This window comes from Cupriavidus sp. 207A1, from assembly GCF_057798955.1.
In genome coordinates, this window is sequence record NZ_JBYOJO010000017.1 from 21,728 (window position 1) to 37,495 (window position 15,768).

Below are 15,768 nucleotides of genomic sequence, written 5' to 3' on the forward strand. Positions count from 1 at the left end.
CCATGACGACAAAGATGCAGGGTAATGCGGGCCGGGGGCCGGGCGCTCCGGTGGGCCTGCCCATCGACCGGGTCGACGGCAGGCTGAAGGTGACGGGCCGCGCCACCTATGCCTATGAACAGCCCGCGGCAGGGCCGGTGCCGCCGGCTTACGGCTATATCGTGGGCGCCACCATCGCGCGCGGCCGCATCGTTGCCATCGATACCCGGCAGGCGCGGCAGGCGCCGGGGGTGATCCATGTGATGACGTATCGGAACGCGCCGGCGCAGCCGGCCTTCGGGCCATCGGTGCCACCCACGCCGCGCGACGTGTTCACGCGCGCGCGGCCCTACCTGGCATCGGACCGCGTGCGCTATTACGACGAGCCGGTGGCGCTGGTGGTGGCCGAGAGCTTCGAGGCGGCGCGCGCCGCCGCCGCGCTGGTGCAGGTGCGCTACCAGGCCGAGCGCGGCGAATTCGAACTGGCGCCGCGGCTGGCCGGGGCCTACAAGCCCCCGCGCACCAATGCCGGATTCACGCCCGACAGCGCGACCGGGGATTTTGCCAGCGCGTTCTCCCAGGCACCGGTGGCGCTCGACGTGACCTATGCCACGCCGTACCAGAGCCACAACCCGATGGAGCCGCACGCCACCATGGCGGTATGGTCGGATGCGGGGCTGACCGTCTACACCGGGTCGCAGACGCTGGGCAACTTCCAGGCGGGCCTGGCCGCCACGCTGCGCATCCCGCCGGAACGGGTGCGCATCGTCAGCCCCTTCACCGGCGGCGGCTTCGGCGCCAAGCTGATCGTCCATGCCGACACCGTGCTGGCCGCGCTGGCGGCGCGCGAACTGCGGCGGCCGGTCAAGATCGCGCTGACGCGCCAGCAGATGTATGCGAACGCCGGCCATCGCGCGGCCATGTCGCATCGCGTGCGCCTGGGCGCGGACCGGGACGGAAGGCTGTCGGCAATGGGCTATGAGGTCTGGTCGGCCACCTGCCGGTTCGAGGAGTATTGCGAGCAGACCGCGGTGTTCGCGCGCGCGCTGTACGCCGCGCCCCACCGCGCGACGCGGCACCGGCTGGTGCCGGTCGACCTGAACCGCGGCGAATGGATGCGTTCGCCGGGCGAGGCGCCGGGCATGCAGGCCTTCGAGTGCGCCATGGATGAGCTGGCCGAGCGCCTGGGGCTCGACCCGATCGAATTGCGCGTGCGCAACGAGCCCGAGCGCGAGCCCGAGACCGGCCTGCCGTACTCGACCCGCAACCTGTTGGACTGCATGCGCACCGGCGCCGCGCGCTTCGGCTGGCAGCACCGCCGCGCCGCGCCCCGCAGCGTGCGCGAAGGACGCTGGCTGGTCGGCATGGGCATGGCCGCGGCGATACGGCCGAACTACCTTGGCGCCGCGGCGGCACAGGTCGCCATGGACAGCCGCGGGCGCATCACGGTGCGGCTCGACATGACCGACATCGGCACCGGCACCTACACCATCCTGACGCAGATCGCCGCCGAGAGCCTGGGTGTGCCGCTGAGCTGGGTGCGGGTCGAACTGGGCGACAGCGGCTTCCCGCGCACGGCGGGCTCCGGCGGATCCTGGGGCGCGGCCAGCGCGGGTTCCGCGGTGGCCGACGCCTGCACCCAACTGAAGGCCCGCATCGTGGCCGCCGCAAGCGGGGCGCACCAGGCCGCGCCCGCGGCGGTGCGCTTCGCCGATGCCAGCGTTACCCTCGGCGCGCAGACGCATCGGCTGGACGACCTGATGGCAAGCGTCGCGCCCGGCGGGCTGCAGGCGCAAGGCCAGGTGGCCGGCATGGGCGAAGCGTACAAGGCGCATTCGCACCACGCCTATGGCGCGCATTTCGCCGAAGTCGCGGTCGACGCCGATACCGGCGAGATCCGCATGCGGCGCATGCTGGCGGTGATCGGCGCCGGCCGCATCCTCAACCCCAAGACCGCGCGCTCGCAGATCCTGGGCGGCATGACCTGGGGCATCGGCGCCGCGCTGATGGAACAGACCCTGCTGGATCCGCGCTACGGCAGCTTTATCAACCACGACCTGGCCGAGTACCTGGTGCCGGTCAACGGCGACGTGGCGCAGATGGAGGTGGTGTTCCTGGACCAACCCGACCCGAACGCCAACCCGTTGGGCATCAAGGGGCTGGGCGAACTGGGCGTGTGCGGCGCGGGGGCGGCGGTGGCCAACGCGGTCTACAACGCCACCGGGGTGCGGGTGCGGGAATTTCCGGTGACGCTGGACAAGGTGCTGGCGGGGATGGAGGCGGCGCAGCGGCTGGCCTTGTGAGGCCGCTCACTGGGCACTGCGGCAAGTATTTTTCCTGGCCGCTGCGCAGGGTTGTACAAGCTATTGCCTCAGTCGATCAGCTTCCCCTGTGCATCGAAGAACGGATACGCAGGTCCGTGGTCCCCGATTGCAACGGCATGGGTGACCAGTCCGTGCACGGGATGCCACCAGTGCAGCAGCAGGCCCGGCGGCTCCATCCGGAAGCGCGAAGCCGCCTGCAGGTCGAGGTCCAGCGCGACCTGGTGCGCCGGGCCGGGCGCGGTCATGGCGATGGTGCCGCCGAAGCGCCGCGTGATATGCCGATGCAGATGGCCGCACAGCACTCGCTCGATCTGTGGATGGCGCCGCACCACGGCTTCGAGCAGCGCGGCGTTCTCCAGGCCCTGCCGGTCCATATGGCCGATGCCGGTGTGGAAAGGCGGGTGATGCAGCATCAGCAGGGTGGGACGCTGCGGGGCGGCGGCCAGCGCGGCTTCCAGCCATGGCAGCGCATCCGGGTCCACGCGCCCGCCGCTATGGCCGGGGACGGTGCAGTCGAAGGCGATCAGCGTCAAGGGCCCCGCGTCGATGCGGTAATGGACCGGGGCGTCGGCATCGCCCGCGGCGAACAGATAGGCGTGATCGGCGTGATCTGCGAATACGCGGCGCAGTGCGCCGCGGCTGTCGTGATTGCCCGGCATCAGCCGCACCGGCATCGGCAAGGATTCAAGGATCCCTCGCAGAAAGCGATATTCATCCTCGCTGCCGAAGTCGACCAGGTCGCCGGTCACCACCGCAACGTCTGGGCGCTGAGGCAACGCCAGCAGCGTGTCGATGCACTGGCGCAGGGCGCCCGCGGTATCCACGCGCCGGTAGGAGAGCCTGCCGCCCGCCTTGATATGCAGGTCCGTGATGTGGGCGACCAGGTAGGGCGTGGCCTGGGGCGCGCTCTGCCTCATGCCGCGCTCCCTACTGACACGGAGGGCGCAGCAGGCACCGTCAACAGATGGCCGGTATCGATGCGCAGGCCAACGCGGTCGCCGGCTACCCAGCGGTCGCGTCGCGCGGTATCGAGCACGATCGGGGCAGGTGCGCCAACATCGACCAGCAGCCGGGTTGCATGGCCAAGGAACAGGGCCGTGACGACACTGCCGGCCACATGGACGTCGGGCGCATTCGGTGCGTCGGCCAGCGCTACGTCCTCGGGCCGGAACATCAGCTCCACCTGCGCCACCTCCATGTGCCGCGGCTCACGCGGCAATGCGCCACCAGGCACGCGCCATACCTGGTGATCCGCAGCCGCCGGCAAGCGATTCATCGTGCCGATGAAGTCCGCGACGAAAGCATTGGCCGGATGCCGGTAGATGTCCTGCGGCGTGCCGCTTTGCGCGATGTGCCCCTTGTCCATCACGATGATCCGGTCGCCAAGCGCCATCGCCTCGGCCTGGTCGTGCGTGACATACACGGTGGTGATGCGCAGGCTGCGCAGTAGCTGGTTGATGTCGGCGCGCAGCGCATCACGCAGCTTGGCATCGAGCGCCGTCAGCGGTTCGTCCAGCAGCAGCACACGCGGCTGCACGGCGATGGCGCGCGCCAGCGCCACGCGCTGGCGCTGGCCCCCGGACAGCTGGTCGACGCGCCGGTTGGCGAAGGCGCCCAGCTGCATCATGGCGAGCATGTCGTCGACCCGACGCCGGCGGGTCTGGGCGTCGACCTTGCGCACGCGCAGGCCATAGCCGATATTCTCGGCCACGGTCATATTGGGGAACAGGGCATAGTTCTGGAACACCATGCCGACGCCGCGCTGCTCGATCGGCAGATGCGTGACCGCTGCGCCGCCGAACAGGACCTCTCCGCCCGTATCGGGAAATTCCAGCCCCGCGATCATCCGCAGCGTGGTGGTCTTGCCGCAACCGGACGGACCGAGCAGCACGACAGTTTCTCCGGCACCGATGTCCAGATTCAGTGGCTCGAGCGCGCGCGTGCCGTCGGGAAACGTCTTGCCGCATTGGCGCAAGGCGATGGGGGTGGGCTCATGCATGGCGGGGGGCCTCCGTCTGTGGCTGGGACTGCGGGGTGCTGTCCGGTCCGGCTGGCGAGTTATGCGAACTGGTGACCGTGCCGGCGAACGGCATGGGCATCTCCTGCACCGGATGTCGTTGGGCCCGCGCACCCAGCGCGGACACCATTTGCATGATCACCAGCAGCGGAATGATCATCAGGAAAAACACGATGGTGTAGGCAGAGCCGATCTCCAGGCGCATCGAGGCATAGCTGTCGGCGAGTCCGACCGGAAGCGTCTGCGTGGTGGGCGTATGGAGCATCCATGTCAGGTTGAATTCGCCGACCGAAAGCGTCACGACCATCAGCGCGCCGGCGAGTATCCCTTGCCGGCAATTGGGCAGCACCACGGTGAAAAAACGCTGCATGCGTGTCGCACCGAGGCTGGCGGCGGCGTCCTCGAGCGTGCGGATATCGATGGCGGACATGATGGCCAGCACCGAGCGCACCATGAAGGGCAAGGTGAACAGCACATGCCCGATCAGGATGAAGACCCAACTGGTGCGCAGCCATGGCAGGCCCCCATACAGCAGGATCAGGCCGAGTGCCGTCGCAAGTCCGGGGATCGCCACCGGCAACATCAGCAATTCTTCGATCAGCCGGGTCACGCGGCTGCGGCGCAGCGCCATGTAATAGGCGGCCGGAACGCCGAGCACCAGCGTGCAGGCCAGGCACGCCAGCGCGATCCATAGCGACAGGAAGATGGTGTTGCGGTACAGGGCCCACACTTCCTCGACCCAGCGCGTGGTCAGGCCGCTCTGCAGCCCGACGAAGATATTGTTGGTGAGTCCGGCCAGCACCGACAGCGCCACGGGGACGGTCATGAACGCGCAAACGGCGAGCGTCAGCGCGAGTTGCGCCCAATAGGCGGAGCCGCGACGGTTGGTCTTCATGCTTGCTCCTACGCGGTGGCGGCAACCGCGTTGCCGGAAAGATGACGCGCCACCGCCAGCAGCGCCCAGGTCACGACCCCGAGCAGGATGGACAGTGCGGCGGCCATGCCGAAGTTGGCGTAGTTGGTGAACTCGTTGTAGATGGTGAGCGGCAGCACATCGAGTTGCGTGGCAAGGGTGAAGGCGGTGCCGAACGCGCCCATGCTGGTGGCGAAGCAGATCGCGCCGCTGGAGATCAGGGCGGGCATCAGCGCCGGCAGCATCACGTCGCGCACCACGCGCCACCGGCCGGCGCCCAGTGAGCGGGCCGCTTCCTCCAGCGAGGCGTCGAGTTTTTCGACCGCCGCCATCACGGTCAGGATCACGCGTGGAATGGAGAAATACAGGTAGCCGACAAACAACCCGGCCATGCCATAAGCAAAGGTCCAGCGCTCGCCGGCGAGCAGGTCGCCCACCGATGCGAGCAGGCCGTTGCGGCCGCCCAGCATGATGACCATGAACCCGATCACCACGCCGGGAAAGGCCAGCGGAAAGGTCAGCATGGCGACCAGCACCGGCTTGCCCGGCACCGGATGCCGCTGCAGGAAGGTCCCCGCCACGCCGGCGATTGCCAGCGTGGCCAGCGTCACCGAGGCCGACAACAGCACCGTGGACAGCAGGCTGTGCAGATAGCGCGGGCTGGACAGCACGGTCCAGTAGACTCCCGCGCCGTTTTCCCCCGCCACGCTGACCGCCAGCAATTTGGCCATCGGCAGGCAGAAGAATGCCAGGAAAACGATCAGCGCCGGCAGCGCGAAGACGATCAGCGTGCGGGCGGTTGGCGCAGTGGTGCGACGGCGCATGGGTTTCTCCATCTCGAGGGGGACTGGCCGGGGCCGACGCGCGCCCCGGCGCGACGTCAGCGCACTTCCTTCAGGTACTGGTCGCTGAAGGCCTTTTGCGCTTCGGCCATCTTGCCGTAGTCGATGGTCTTCGCACGCGCATAGTCCGAGGCCGGCAGGAAGCGCGATTCCACTTCCCTGGACACGGCCTTGGCCCGTACCGGGCGCAGATAGGCATTGGCCCACAGCGACTGGCCGGCGTCGGACAGCACGAAGTCCAGCACCTTGCGGGCTTCCGCCGGGTGCGGTGCCTTGTTGACCATGCTCATGACGTAGGGCACCACCAGCGAGCCCTCCCGGGGAATCACGAAGGCAACGTTGGCGCGATCCTTGTAGCGCGCGCGATAGGCGTTGAAGTCGTAGTCCAGCAGGATCGGGATTTCACCGGACAGCACGCGCGCGTACGCGGTCTGCTTCGGCACGATGGGCTGGTTCTTCTGCAGGTCCTTGAAGAACTTGAGGGCCGGGCCGAAGTTGTCCAGCGAGCCGCCCAGCGCCTGGTTGATCGCCACCGCGCCCACATAGCCGACAAAGGCGCTGGCCGGGTCGAGATAGCCAACCATGCCCTTGTACTCGGGCTTCTGCAGGTCGGCCCATGACTGCGGCACCGGTTTGCCGCGCAACGCGTCGACATTGACCATCAGGCCCAGCGTGCCCGAATGGATGGCAAACCAGTGGCCCTGCGGGTCCTTCAGGCCGTCGGGGATGTCATTCCAGTTGGCGGGCTTGTAGGGTGCCGTCACGCCTTCCTTCTGCGCCTGGATGCCGAACGTCACGCCGTAATACACCACGTCGGCCACCGGATTGGCCTTTTCCGCGACGATCTGGGCCAGTGACTGGCCCGAGTTCTTGTTGTCGTGCGGCACCGTGACGCCGGTCTTCTCCTTGATCGCGCGGATCTGCGCTGCCCAGTCCGCCCATTCCGGCGGGCAGTTGTAGCAGATTGCCGTTTGCGCGGCCGCGGCGTGGCTGAATACGACCGCGCCAATCGTGGGCAGCAGCCAGCGCAAGCGGCGCAGCCAGGACGAAGTCGATTGCATGATGCACTCCTTTTCTAGATACGACGGTGGTGGAAAACGGCGTAGGACGAGGCGATGTCGGCGCTGCTTTGGTTGCAGTGCCGCTAAGCCGGCGGCCCGACGGTAGCGCCTTCGCGCAGCGCGTGCGGCAGCAGCGTCGCGCGCGGCAAGCGGGGGTCAGGCGGGGCCCCGGCGCTGGCCGGCGCCAGCCGTGCCAGCAGGCAGCCCAGCGCACGCGCACCGATCTCGTGGTTGGGCTGCGCCACGGTGGACAGCGGCGGCTCCAGCAACTGGCCGAGCTCGATGCCGTCGTAGCCGAGCACGGATACATCGCCGGGCACGGAGAGCCCCAGGCGCCTCAGGATGGAAATCACACCGATCGCCAGCATGTCGTTGGTACAAAACAGCGCGGTGGGCGCGGATGGCGCTGTGACGAACCGCCGGATGCGCTCGACCTCCGCCGGCGTGTGCGTGGGCGTATGGGCTGGCAGGGACAGCGGCGGCAACGGTTGCAGGCCATGCGCGCGCATCGCGTCCTGGTAGCCCATATGGCGCTGCCTGGCGCGGTCCGACGCGACGAAGGCGCCCGACACCACCGAGATGCGCCGATGCCCGGCAGCGATCAGCGTCTCGACGCCGGCGCGCGCGCTGACGCGGTTGTCCACCGATACCGAATAGCGTTGGCCCCGGCGCGCTGCCTGGTTGTACGCCAGGACATAAGGCACGCCTTCGGCATCCAGCTGTTCCAGCACCGCGCTGCGGGCGGCATCGGCCACCGTCAGCACCATGCCGTCGACGCGGTGACGCAGCAGATATTCGATCCGCTCGCGTTCGCGGGCCGGGTCGTAGCGGCTGGTCACCAGCATCAGCGAATAGCCTTGCGCCAGCGCCGCCTCCTCGATGCCGCGCCAGCATTCGGCAAACACGGCATTCTCGAGCGTCGGCAGCATGACCCCGACGATGCGCGAGCGCTGGGCCCGCAGCTTGGCACCCAGCAGGTTGGGGCGAAAGCCTAGCTCACCCGCCGCCTGCAATACGCGCTCGGCGGTGTCCTGGCGCACCAGTTCCGGATTGCTGAACACGCGCGAGGCGGTCGCCAGCGACACGCCCGCGGCCCTGGCGACATTGACCAGGGTCGCGCCATTGGATGGCGCGGGCGAAGCGGCGAGGGAGGTGGCGTTGCGGCGCATTCGGCAGGTGAGTGCAGGAGTCGGTGCAGAAGAAATGAAAACGTTTTCATTCAAGCCGCAAAAAAACGGGTGTCAAGGACAACCGTTGGTGCGGTGCGCCGCAAGACAAGCGGCGGGGCCATGCGAGTGGCCTGGAAGGCCGGATGAAGGCGATTGTGCGGGGCGCAAGTGACAGCGGGATGACACGAGGGGCGAGGGACCCTCCATGGATCCGTCGCTTGATTGGTTGGGGCCGATGGAGGCCGGCACGAGGGGCCAAATTTAAACGTGCCCCGTATTGCGCTGGTCCGGGAACATACGTTATAGTTTCGCCTCGCTGCTGCGGCGCTGGTACGAAAGTACGCTGCAGCAGGTACCGACACAGGAGTGGTAGTTCAGTCGGTTAGAATACCGGCCTGTCACGCCGGGGGTCGCGGGTTCGAGTCCCGTCCACTCCGCCAGTATCAAGAAACGCCCGCATCGCGGGCGTTTTTCTTTTGCGCCATGGCTTCGCTCCGCCATGTTCGCCACCCTGCACAAAGGGCGCTTGCCCACCGGCTCCTGATAGAATCGCGGAGTTTGTCTTTCGTGCCAATCCACTACCCGAATCCGCATGCTTGATTTCGTACGCAACAACCGGCGCCTGATGCTCTTGCTGCTGCTGGTGCTTGTTTTCCCGTCGTTCGTGTTCTTCGGCGTGGAAAGCTATTCGCGCTTCATGGACAGCTCGCACGATGCCGCCAAGGTCGACGGCCGTGCCATCAGCGTGCAGGAGGTCGACAACGTGGTGCGCGACCAGAGCGAGCGCGCGCGCCAGATCCTGGGCGCCAACTATGATCCGCGCCAGTTCGAGGGCCCGGAGGCACGCAAGGCCGTGCTCGAGCAACTGATCCAGCAACGCGTGCTGGCCAATGCGGTGACCAGCGAGCACCTGACGGTGTCGGACGCCAGGCTGCTCGAAGAGATCAGCAACCTGCCGGCGATCGCGCAGCTGCCGCGCGGCAAGGACGGCAAGATCGACGACAAGGCTTACCTGCAGCTGCTGCAGTCGCAGGGCATGACACCCGAGCAGTTCGATGCGCGCATGCGCTTCGAGCTGGCCACGCAGCAGCTGGGCGGGTCGATTGCCGCGACCGCGTTCGTGCCGAAGTCGCTGATCGAGCGCCTGATGGCGGTGCGCGACCAGCAGCGCGAGGTGCAGGCGCTGCTGTTCAAGCCTGCCGGCTACACGGCCAAGGTGCAGCCCGACGCCGCCGCGCTGAAGGCCTACTATGACAGCCACCAGCAGGACTTCTCGGTGCCCGAGCAGGCCAAGGTCGAATACCTGGTGCTGTCGGGCGAGGCCCTGGCCGCGTCGCAGGCGGTGACGCCGGAAGAGCTGAAGTCATACTACGAAAGCAATATCGCGCGCTTCCGCGTCGACGAGCAGCGCCGCGCCAGCCACATCCTGATCAGCGCGCCGAAGGACGCGCCGCCGGCGCAGCGCCAGGCCGCCAAGGACAAGGCGACCAAGCTGCTGGAAGAAGTGCGCAAGCAGCCGGACAGCTTCGCCGACGTCGCGCGCAAGAACTCGCAGGACCCGGGTTCGGCCGCGAAGGGCGGCGACCTCGGCTTCATGGGCCGCGGCGCGCTGGTCAAGCCGTTCGAGGACGCCATGTACGCGCTCAAGGAAGGCCAGATCAGCGACGTGGTCGAGACCGACTTCGGCTACCACATCATCAAGCTGACCGGCACCAAGCCCGCCGAAACCAGGCCGCTGGAGGCCGTGCGCACGGAGCTGGAAGCCGAGCTGCGCAAGCAGTTCGCTGACAAGAAATTTGCCGAGCAGGCGGATGCCTTCGGCAATACCGTCTACGAGCAGGCCGACAGCCTCAAGCCCGCCGCCGACAAGTTCAAGCTGACCATCCAGACCGCCGACTACGTCACGCGCCAGCCGAATCCGGCGCTGGGCGCGCAGAGCCCGCTGAACCACGAGAAGCTGCTCAAGGCACTGTTCAGCGACGACGCGATCAAGAACAAGCGCAACACCGAAGCCGTGCAGGTCGCGCCGAACACGCTGGTGGCCGCGCGCATCGTCGCGTACCGCCCGGCGACCGTGCGCAAGTTCGAGGAAGTCGAAGCGCAGGTGCGCGAAGGCTATGTCGCGCAGCAGGCCGCGGCGCTGGCGCGCAAGGATGGCGAGGCGCGACTGGCCGCGCTGAAGCAGGCCGACAGTGCCGAGGGTTTCGGCGCGGTGCAGACGGTGTCGCGCACCAAGGCCGAGGGCATGACGCCGCAGGCGGTGGAAGCCGTGATGCGCGCCGATGCCGCCAAGCTGCCGGCGCTGGTCGGTGTCGACCTGGGCGCGCAGGGCTATGCGGTCTATCGCATCACCAAGGTCAGCCAGCCGCCGCAGGCCGATCCGGCCCGCCGCCAGGCCGAGGCACAGCAGCTGGCGCAGCTGGCCGGCCAGACCGACCTGCAGGCCTTCTATGAAAGCCTGAAGGCCCGCTCCAAGGTCAAGCTGCTGACGCCGGCCGGCGCGACGCAGGAGCAGGGCGCGGAGTGATCCGCGCCAGGCCGGCGCTACGCCGCCACGCCCGAATCAAAAACCCCTGCCATGCGGCAGGGGTTTTTTTATGTTCACTTCGCGCCGCTGCGCTTGAGCAATGGCTTGAGCTGCGGCCACACCGTGTCGAGCAAGGCGGGCTGCGCCGCGGCGGTCGGGTGGATGCGGTCGGGCTGGAACCAGTCCTGCCGCGCGATCACCTGGTCGAGGAAGAACGGCACCAGCCGCACCTTGTATTCGCCCGCCAGCCTGGGATAGAGCGAGACGAACTTTTCGGTGTAGTCCTGGCCATAGTTGGGCGGGATGCGCATGCCGATCAGCAATACGCTGGCGCCGGCCTGCTGCGCGGTGGTGACCAGGTTGCGCAGGTTGGCCTCGGTGGTGTGCAGCGGCAAGCCGCGCAGTGCGTCGTTGGCGCCGAGCTCGATCACCACGATGGCGGGGCGGTGCCGCGACAGCAGTTCGGGCAGGCGGGTCTTGCCGCCGATGGTGGTCTCGCCGCTGATGCTGGCATTGACGACGCTATAATCGAAGCGCTCTTGCCGCAGCCGGTCCTGCAGCAGCGTGACCCAGCCCGCGCCGCGCGCAATGCCGTATTCGGCCGACAGGCTGTCGCCCAGTACCAGCAGCGCGGGGGCGGCGGCCCGGGCCGCGGTCTTGGCCGGAGCCTGGGCCCGCGCCGGTCCGGCAGCCGCAATCGCCAGCGCCATGCCGGCTGCCAGCAGCAGCCTGCGCTTTTTCCCTCGGATCCCTATATCCATGTCTTCTTCCATTCTTGCAGTCGAATCCCTTGGAAAGACCGTAGCCGACACGACCGGTTCGCTGACGATTTTGCACGACGTGACGTTTTCCGTCACGCCGGGCGAAACGCTCGCCATCGTGGGCGCGTCCGGATCCGGCAAGTCGACGCTGCTGGGGCTGCTGGCGGGGCTGGACCTGCCCAGCACCGGCACGGTGCGGCTGCAGGGCCAGGACCTGTACGCGCTGGACGAGGACCAGCGCGCCGCGGTGCGCGGCCGGCATGTCGGCTTCGTGTTCCAGTCGTTCCAGCTGGTGGGCCACCTGACCGCGCTGGAGAATGTGATGCTGCCGCTGGAACTGCGCGGCGAAACCGCGCAGGTGCGCGAGCGCGCCGTCGACATGCTGCAGCGCGTGGGGCTGGGCGCGCGCCTGGGCCACTACCCGCGCACGCTGTCGGGCGGCGAGCAGCAGCGCGTGGCGCTGGCGCGCGCCTTCGTCGCGCGCCCCGACATCCTGTTCGCCGATGAACCGACCGGCAGCCTCGATACCGCCACCGGCGAAGCGGTGATCGCGCTGATGTTCGAGCTGAACCGCGATGCCGGCTCGACGCTGGTGCTGGTCACGCACGACCGCTCGGTGGCGTCGCGCTGCGGGCGCGTGCTGACCATCGACGCCGGCCGCGTGGCCAGCGACGAATGGATCGGCCTTGAGGTCTAGCGGCTAGCTGGCCGCGCCCGCCTGCAGCACCGCGCGGGCACGCGCGATCAGCGCGGCGGTGGAGGCATCGTGCTGGCCGGTGGCGGTGCCGGCCAGTTCGGCCTCGATCGGCCGCGCCAGGATCTTGCCCAGCTCGACGCCCCACTGGTCGAACGAGTTGATGCGCCACACCACGCCCTGCACGAAGGTGCGGTGCTCGTACAGCGCAATCAGCGCGCCCAGCACATTGGGCGTCAGGTCCTCCATCAGCAGCGTGTTGCTGGGGCGGTTGCCGTCGAACACCATATGCGCGATGCGCACCTCGTCCTTCAGCCCGCCGGCGCGCAGCTCGTCGGCGCTGCGCCCGCGCATCAGCGCCTCGGCCTGGGCGAAGCAATTGGCCAGCAGCTTGGCGTGATGGCCCGGCAGCCGGCGCGGCGGCACCAGCGGCGCGACGAAATCCACCGGCACCACCTGCGAGCCCTGGTGGATCTGCTGGAAGTACGCGTGCTGGCCGTTGGTGCCGGCCGTGCCCCACACCACCGGCGAGGTATGCGTGCGGATGGGCTGGCCGTCGAGCTGCACCGACTTGCCGTTGCTCTCCATCTCCAGCTGCTGCAGGAAGGCGGGGAACAGCTCCAGCGAGGTGGAATAGGGCGCCATGCAGCTGGTGGGCAGGTTCCAGAAATTGCGGTACCAGATGCCCAGCATGCCGAGGATCACCGGCATGTTGCGCTCCAGCGGCGCGCTGCGGAAATGCTCGTCCATCGCGCGCCCGCCGGCGAGGAGGTCGGCAAAGGCATCGAAGCCCACCGCCAGCGTGATCGACAGGCCCACCGACGACCACAGCGAAAAGCGCCCGCCGATCCAGTCCCAGAACTCGAACATATTGGCCGGGTCGATGCCGAACTCGCGCACCGCCTCGGTATTGGTCGAGACCGCGACGAAGTGCTTGGCCAGGTCCTGCTCGGCCACGCCGCCGGCGACAAACCACGCGCGCGCGCTGCGCGCGTTGGCCATGGTCTCGAGCGTGGTGAAGGTCTTGGAGCAGACGATCACCAGGGTCCGCTGCGGATCCAGCCGCACCAGGGTCTCGGCGAGGTCGGTGCCGTCGACATTGGAGACGAAGTGCATGCGCGGCGCGGTGTTGCCATCCGCATCGGCGAGATGCGACAGCGCCCGGCACACCATGCGCGGCCCCAGGTCGGAACCGCCGATGCCGATGTTGATGACATCGGTGATGCGCTCGCCGGTCGCGCCCTTCCAGGCGCCGCTGCGCACGCGCGCGGAGAAGTCGCGCATGCGCGCCAGCACCTGCTGGATCGCCGGCACCACGGCTTCGCCGTCGACCTTGTAGCCGGCGCCGGCGGTGGCGCGCAGGGCCACGTGCAGGGCCGCGCGGTCTTCGGTGGTGTTGATATGCTCGCCCGCGAACATCGCGTCGCGACGGCGGGTGACGCCGGCCTCGGCCGCGAGCTGCATCAGCAGGCTCATGGTCTGCGCGGTGATGCGGTTCTTCGAGTAGTCGAGATAGAGACCGGCGGCCTCGAGCGAGCATTGCGCGACGCGCTGTGCGCCTTCGCGATCGAACCAGTCGCGCATCTGGGCGTCGCGAAGGGTGTCATGGTGCCGCAGCAGGGCGTTCCAGGCGTGAAGGTCAGTGGGCATGCAGGACTGGCGTGCAGGACTAGCGGGGTTGCGGGGCGCGAGCCGCGTGGCATTGCCGGCTTGCAAGACGGAGCGGTAAGTATATCGCCAGCGATCGCGGCATCGAGGCTCGCGGCGGCGTCATATCGTTACCACTTGCAACATAACAGCCGCGGCGCCGAGCCGGTATCGGTCGTTGTCTGACGGCAGGTGCGGCGGGCGCCGCCGATATGCGCCGGAACGCGAAGCTCGCGCTTGCCTTACGCTTGCGCTGCGTTCAGCAACTGGTTGAATACGCCGCGGGCCGGCGCATACAGTTCACCTGCCATGACGCCTGCCGGGCCCGTGCCTTGTTCGACCAGCACATCGGCGGCACGGCCATGGATCCACACTGCCGCCTGCGCCGCGGCCAGCGGCGCCATGCCTTGCGCCAGCAGCGCGCCCAGCATGCCGGCCAGCACGTCGCCGGTGCCGGCGCTGGCCAGCGCCGCGTTGCCGGTGGGGTTCAGCGTCCACGGGCTGCCGTCGGGCGCGGCGATCACGCTGCCCGATCCTTTCAGCACCACCACGGCCTGCCATTGAGCGGCCAGCGCCGCGGCGGCGGCGGGGCGGTCGCGCTGGATCTCGGCCACCGGCACGCCCATCAGCCGCGCGGCTTCGAGCGGGTGCGGCGTCATCACGGTGGCGGCGCCGCGCGCGGCCAGCGCACCGGCCAAGGCAGGATCGGACGCCAGCAGGTTCAGCGCATCGGCATCCAGCACCAGCGGCTGCGTCGCGGCCTGCAGCAGCCGCGCGAACTGCTGGCGGGCGTTGGCATCGGTGCCCATGCCCGGCCCGATCACCAGCGCCGACATCGACGCCAGTGCCAGCGCGTCCACGGCATGCAGCATCAGCTCCGGATGCAGCGGATCGAGCAGCGGCGCCGGCTGCGCCAGGAAGCCGATATGCACCTTGCCCGCGCCAAGCCATTGCGCCGCCCGTGCGCCAAGCAGCGGCGCGCCGGTCATGCCGAGGTTGCCGCCGATCACCGCCAGCGAGCCATGCGTGCCCTTGTTGCTGGCGTGGCGGCGGCGCGGCAGCGCGGCACCGAACAGCGCGGGGCCGTTCACCAGGCCCTGCGGTGCTTCGCGCGGGGGATAGTCCAGGCCGATCGGCGCGATCTCGACCGCGCCGGCGCAGTCGCGCCCGTCCAGCGTCAGCAGGCCGGGCTTGGCGGCAATGAAGGTCAGCGTGCGCCAGGCGCGCACGGCCGGCGCGCCAGCGCCGGTGTCGGCGGACAGGCCGCTGGGAATGTCCAGCGCAAACACCGGCAGCGCGGCGCGGTTGAGCTGGTCGATCCACCACGCCATGCGGCCATCGGCGGGGCGGTTCAGGCCGATGCCGAGCAGGCCATCGACGATCGCGGCGGTGCCGGCGGGCCAGTGCGGGTCCTGCGCGGTCTCCACCTCGGCCATCACGCTCGACGGCACGCCCGCGGCCTGCGCCTGCTGCCACGCGGTGGCGGCATCGGCCGGCAGGCGTTGCGGATCGGCGGCGAGCCAGACTTGCACCGCGCGCCCGGCGCGATGCAGCTGCGTGGCGGCGACCAGCGCGTCGCCGCCGTTATTGCCCGGCCCCGCCAGGAACAGCAGCGGCCCGTCGGGCGCATGGCAGGCGAGCCAGCGCGCCGCCGCCGTGCCGGCGCGCGACATCAGCGTGAAGGCCGGCAGCTGCGCCAGCGCGGCGTGCTCGAGGCGGCGGATCGCGGCCACGTCGTAGAGCGGCACCGGGGCCGGCGCGGCCGCATCGAGGGCGAGCCAGTCTTGTTCGTGGCAGGTGGGCGTGATGGCGGTGGCGGCAGGGCGGGTCATGT

Annotated in this window: 12 protein-coding genes and 1 tRNA gene; 4 read left to right on the forward strand and 9 right to left on the reverse strand. The window is 68.9% G+C overall.

Annotated features, from left to right (window positions below):
* The first annotated feature begins 2 nt into the window (after nt 1-2).
* A complete protein-coding gene (locus tag AC3FMM_RS25910) occupies nt 3-2,282 on the forward strand; it encodes a molybdopterin cofactor-binding domain-containing protein (RefSeq protein ID WP_488687667.1) in 2,280 nt (759 codons plus the stop codon).
* Between the two features lie 68 nt (nt 2,283-2,350).
* On the opposite strand, the gene AC3FMM_RS25915 is transcribed toward AC3FMM_RS25910, so the two are convergent.
* The 6 genes from AC3FMM_RS25915 to AC3FMM_RS25940 form a co-directional block, all read right to left on the reverse strand.
* Nucleotides 2,351-3,220: a phosphodiesterase gene (locus AC3FMM_RS25915; RefSeq protein WP_488687668.1), complete on the reverse strand. Its 870-nt coding sequence runs from the start codon at nt 3,218-3,220 to the stop codon at nt 2,351-2,353.
* Complete coding sequence (locus AC3FMM_RS25920) at nt 3,217-4,302, reverse strand: ABC transporter ATP-binding protein (protein WP_488687669.1); 1,086 nt, start codon at nt 4,300-4,302, stop codon at nt 3,217-3,219. Before AC3FMM_RS25920 ends, AC3FMM_RS25915 begins: the two co-directional genes overlap by 4 nt.
* Entirely contained in the window at nt 4,295-5,215 is a 921-nt protein-coding gene (locus tag AC3FMM_RS25925; RefSeq protein WP_414249111.1) for an ABC transporter permease, read from the reverse strand. Before AC3FMM_RS25925 ends, AC3FMM_RS25920 begins: the two co-directional genes overlap by 8 nt.
* Nucleotides 5,216-5,223: 8 nt before the next feature.
* Nucleotides 5,224-6,057 carry an ABC transporter permease gene (locus tag AC3FMM_RS25930; RefSeq protein ID WP_062799089.1) on the reverse strand — a complete coding sequence of 278 codons (834 nt, stop codon included), beginning with the start codon at nt 6,055-6,057 and terminating at the stop codon, nt 5,224-5,226.
* Nucleotides 6,058-6,113: 56 nt separating this feature from the next.
* A complete protein-coding gene (locus AC3FMM_RS25935) occupies nt 6,114-7,136 on the reverse strand; it encodes an ABC transporter substrate-binding protein (protein ID WP_473704073.1) in 1,023 nt (340 codons plus the stop codon).
* Nucleotides 7,137-7,219: 83 nt separating this feature from the next.
* A complete protein-coding gene (locus tag AC3FMM_RS25940) occupies nt 7,220-8,305 on the reverse strand; it encodes a LacI family DNA-binding transcriptional regulator (protein ID WP_488687670.1) in 1,086 nt (361 codons plus the stop codon).
* A 363-nt stretch (nt 8,306-8,668) separates the two neighbouring features.
* Between AC3FMM_RS25940 and AC3FMM_RS25945 the strand changes: the two genes are divergently transcribed.
* Together AC3FMM_RS25945 and AC3FMM_RS25950 are read left to right on the forward strand one after the other, a co-directional pair.
* Nucleotides 8,669-8,745 (forward strand) — tRNA-Asp (locus tag AC3FMM_RS25945).
* Nucleotides 8,746-8,897: 152 nt separating this feature from the next.
* On the forward strand, nt 8,898-10,832 hold the full coding sequence (locus AC3FMM_RS25950) for a SurA N-terminal domain-containing protein (protein WP_488687671.1): 1,935 nt from the start codon (nt 8,898-8,900) through the stop codon (nt 10,830-10,832).
* A gap of 74 nt (nt 10,833-10,906) precedes the next feature.
* Here the strand turns inward: AC3FMM_RS25950 and AC3FMM_RS25955 are convergent, their stop codons facing one another.
* Nucleotides 10,907-11,593 (reverse strand): arylesterase, encoded by a 687-nt coding sequence (locus AC3FMM_RS25955; RefSeq protein WP_116312513.1) that lies wholly within the window; start codon nt 11,591-11,593, stop codon nt 10,907-10,909.
* Between AC3FMM_RS25955 and AC3FMM_RS25960 the strand changes: the two genes are divergently transcribed.
* Nucleotides 11,592-12,290, forward strand: a complete 699-nt coding sequence (locus AC3FMM_RS25960; protein WP_018005892.1) for an ABC transporter ATP-binding protein — start codon at nt 11,592-11,594, stop codon at nt 12,288-12,290. The genes AC3FMM_RS25955 and AC3FMM_RS25960 overlap by 2 nt on opposite strands.
* Before the next feature lie 3 nt (nt 12,291-12,293).
* On the opposite strand, the gene pgi is transcribed toward AC3FMM_RS25960, so the two are convergent.
* Together pgi and AC3FMM_RS25970 are read right to left on the reverse strand one after the other, a co-directional pair.
* Complete coding sequence (gene pgi, locus AC3FMM_RS25965; protein WP_115709331.1) at nt 12,294-13,937, reverse strand: glucose-6-phosphate isomerase; 1,644 nt, start codon at nt 13,935-13,937, stop codon at nt 12,294-12,296.
* Nucleotides 13,938-14,176: 239 nt separating this feature from the next.
* Nucleotides 14,177-15,766: an NAD(P)H-hydrate dehydratase gene (locus AC3FMM_RS25970; protein ID WP_488687672.1), complete on the reverse strand. Its 1,590-nt coding sequence runs from the start codon at nt 15,764-15,766 to the stop codon at nt 14,177-14,179.
* Nucleotides 15,767-15,768 lie beyond the last annotated feature (2 nt).

What these genes read in the sequence shown, in the direction of transcription:
- AC3FMM_RS25910 (WP_488687667.1), top strand. Translation starts at nt 3, where the DNA reads ATGACGACAAAGATGCAGGGTAATGCGGGCCGGGGGCCGGGCGCTCCG.
- AC3FMM_RS25915 (WP_488687668.1), bottom strand. Translation starts at nt 3,220, where the DNA reads ATGAGGCAGAGCGCGCCCCAGGCCACGCCCTACCTGGTCGCCCACATC.
- AC3FMM_RS25920 (WP_488687669.1), bottom strand. Translation starts at nt 4,302, where the DNA reads ATGCATGAGCCCACCCCCATCGCCTTGCGCCAATGCGGCAAGACGTTT.
- AC3FMM_RS25925 (WP_414249111.1), bottom strand. Translation starts at nt 5,215, where the DNA reads ATGAAGACCAACCGTCGCGGCTCCGCCTATTGGGCGCAACTCGCGCTG.
- AC3FMM_RS25930 (WP_062799089.1), bottom strand. Translation starts at nt 6,057, where the DNA reads ATGCGCCGTCGCACCACTGCGCCAACCGCCCGCACGCTGATCGTCTTC.
- AC3FMM_RS25935 (WP_473704073.1), bottom strand. Translation starts at nt 7,136, where the DNA reads ATGCAATCGACTTCGTCCTGGCTGCGCCGCTTGCGCTGGCTGCTGCCC.
- AC3FMM_RS25940 (WP_488687670.1), bottom strand. Translation starts at nt 8,305, where the DNA reads ATGCGCCGCAACGCCACCTCCCTCGCCGCTTCGCCCGCGCCATCCAAT.
- AC3FMM_RS25950 (WP_488687671.1), top strand. Translation starts at nt 8,898, where the DNA reads ATGCTTGATTTCGTACGCAACAACCGGCGCCTGATGCTCTTGCTGCTG.
- AC3FMM_RS25960 (WP_018005892.1), top strand. Translation starts at nt 11,592, where the DNA reads ATGTCTTCTTCCATTCTTGCAGTCGAATCCCTTGGAAAGACCGTAGCC.
- AC3FMM_RS25955 (WP_116312513.1), bottom strand. Translation starts at nt 11,593, where the DNA reads ATGGATATAGGGATCCGAGGGAAAAAGCGCAGGCTGCTGCTGGCAGCC.
- pgi (WP_115709331.1), bottom strand. Translation starts at nt 13,937, where the DNA reads ATGCCCACTGACCTTCACGCCTGGAACGCCCTGCTGCGGCACCATGAC.
- AC3FMM_RS25970 (WP_488687672.1), bottom strand. Translation starts at nt 15,766, where the DNA reads ATGACCCGCCCTGCCGCCACCGCCATCACGCCCACCTGCCACGAACAA.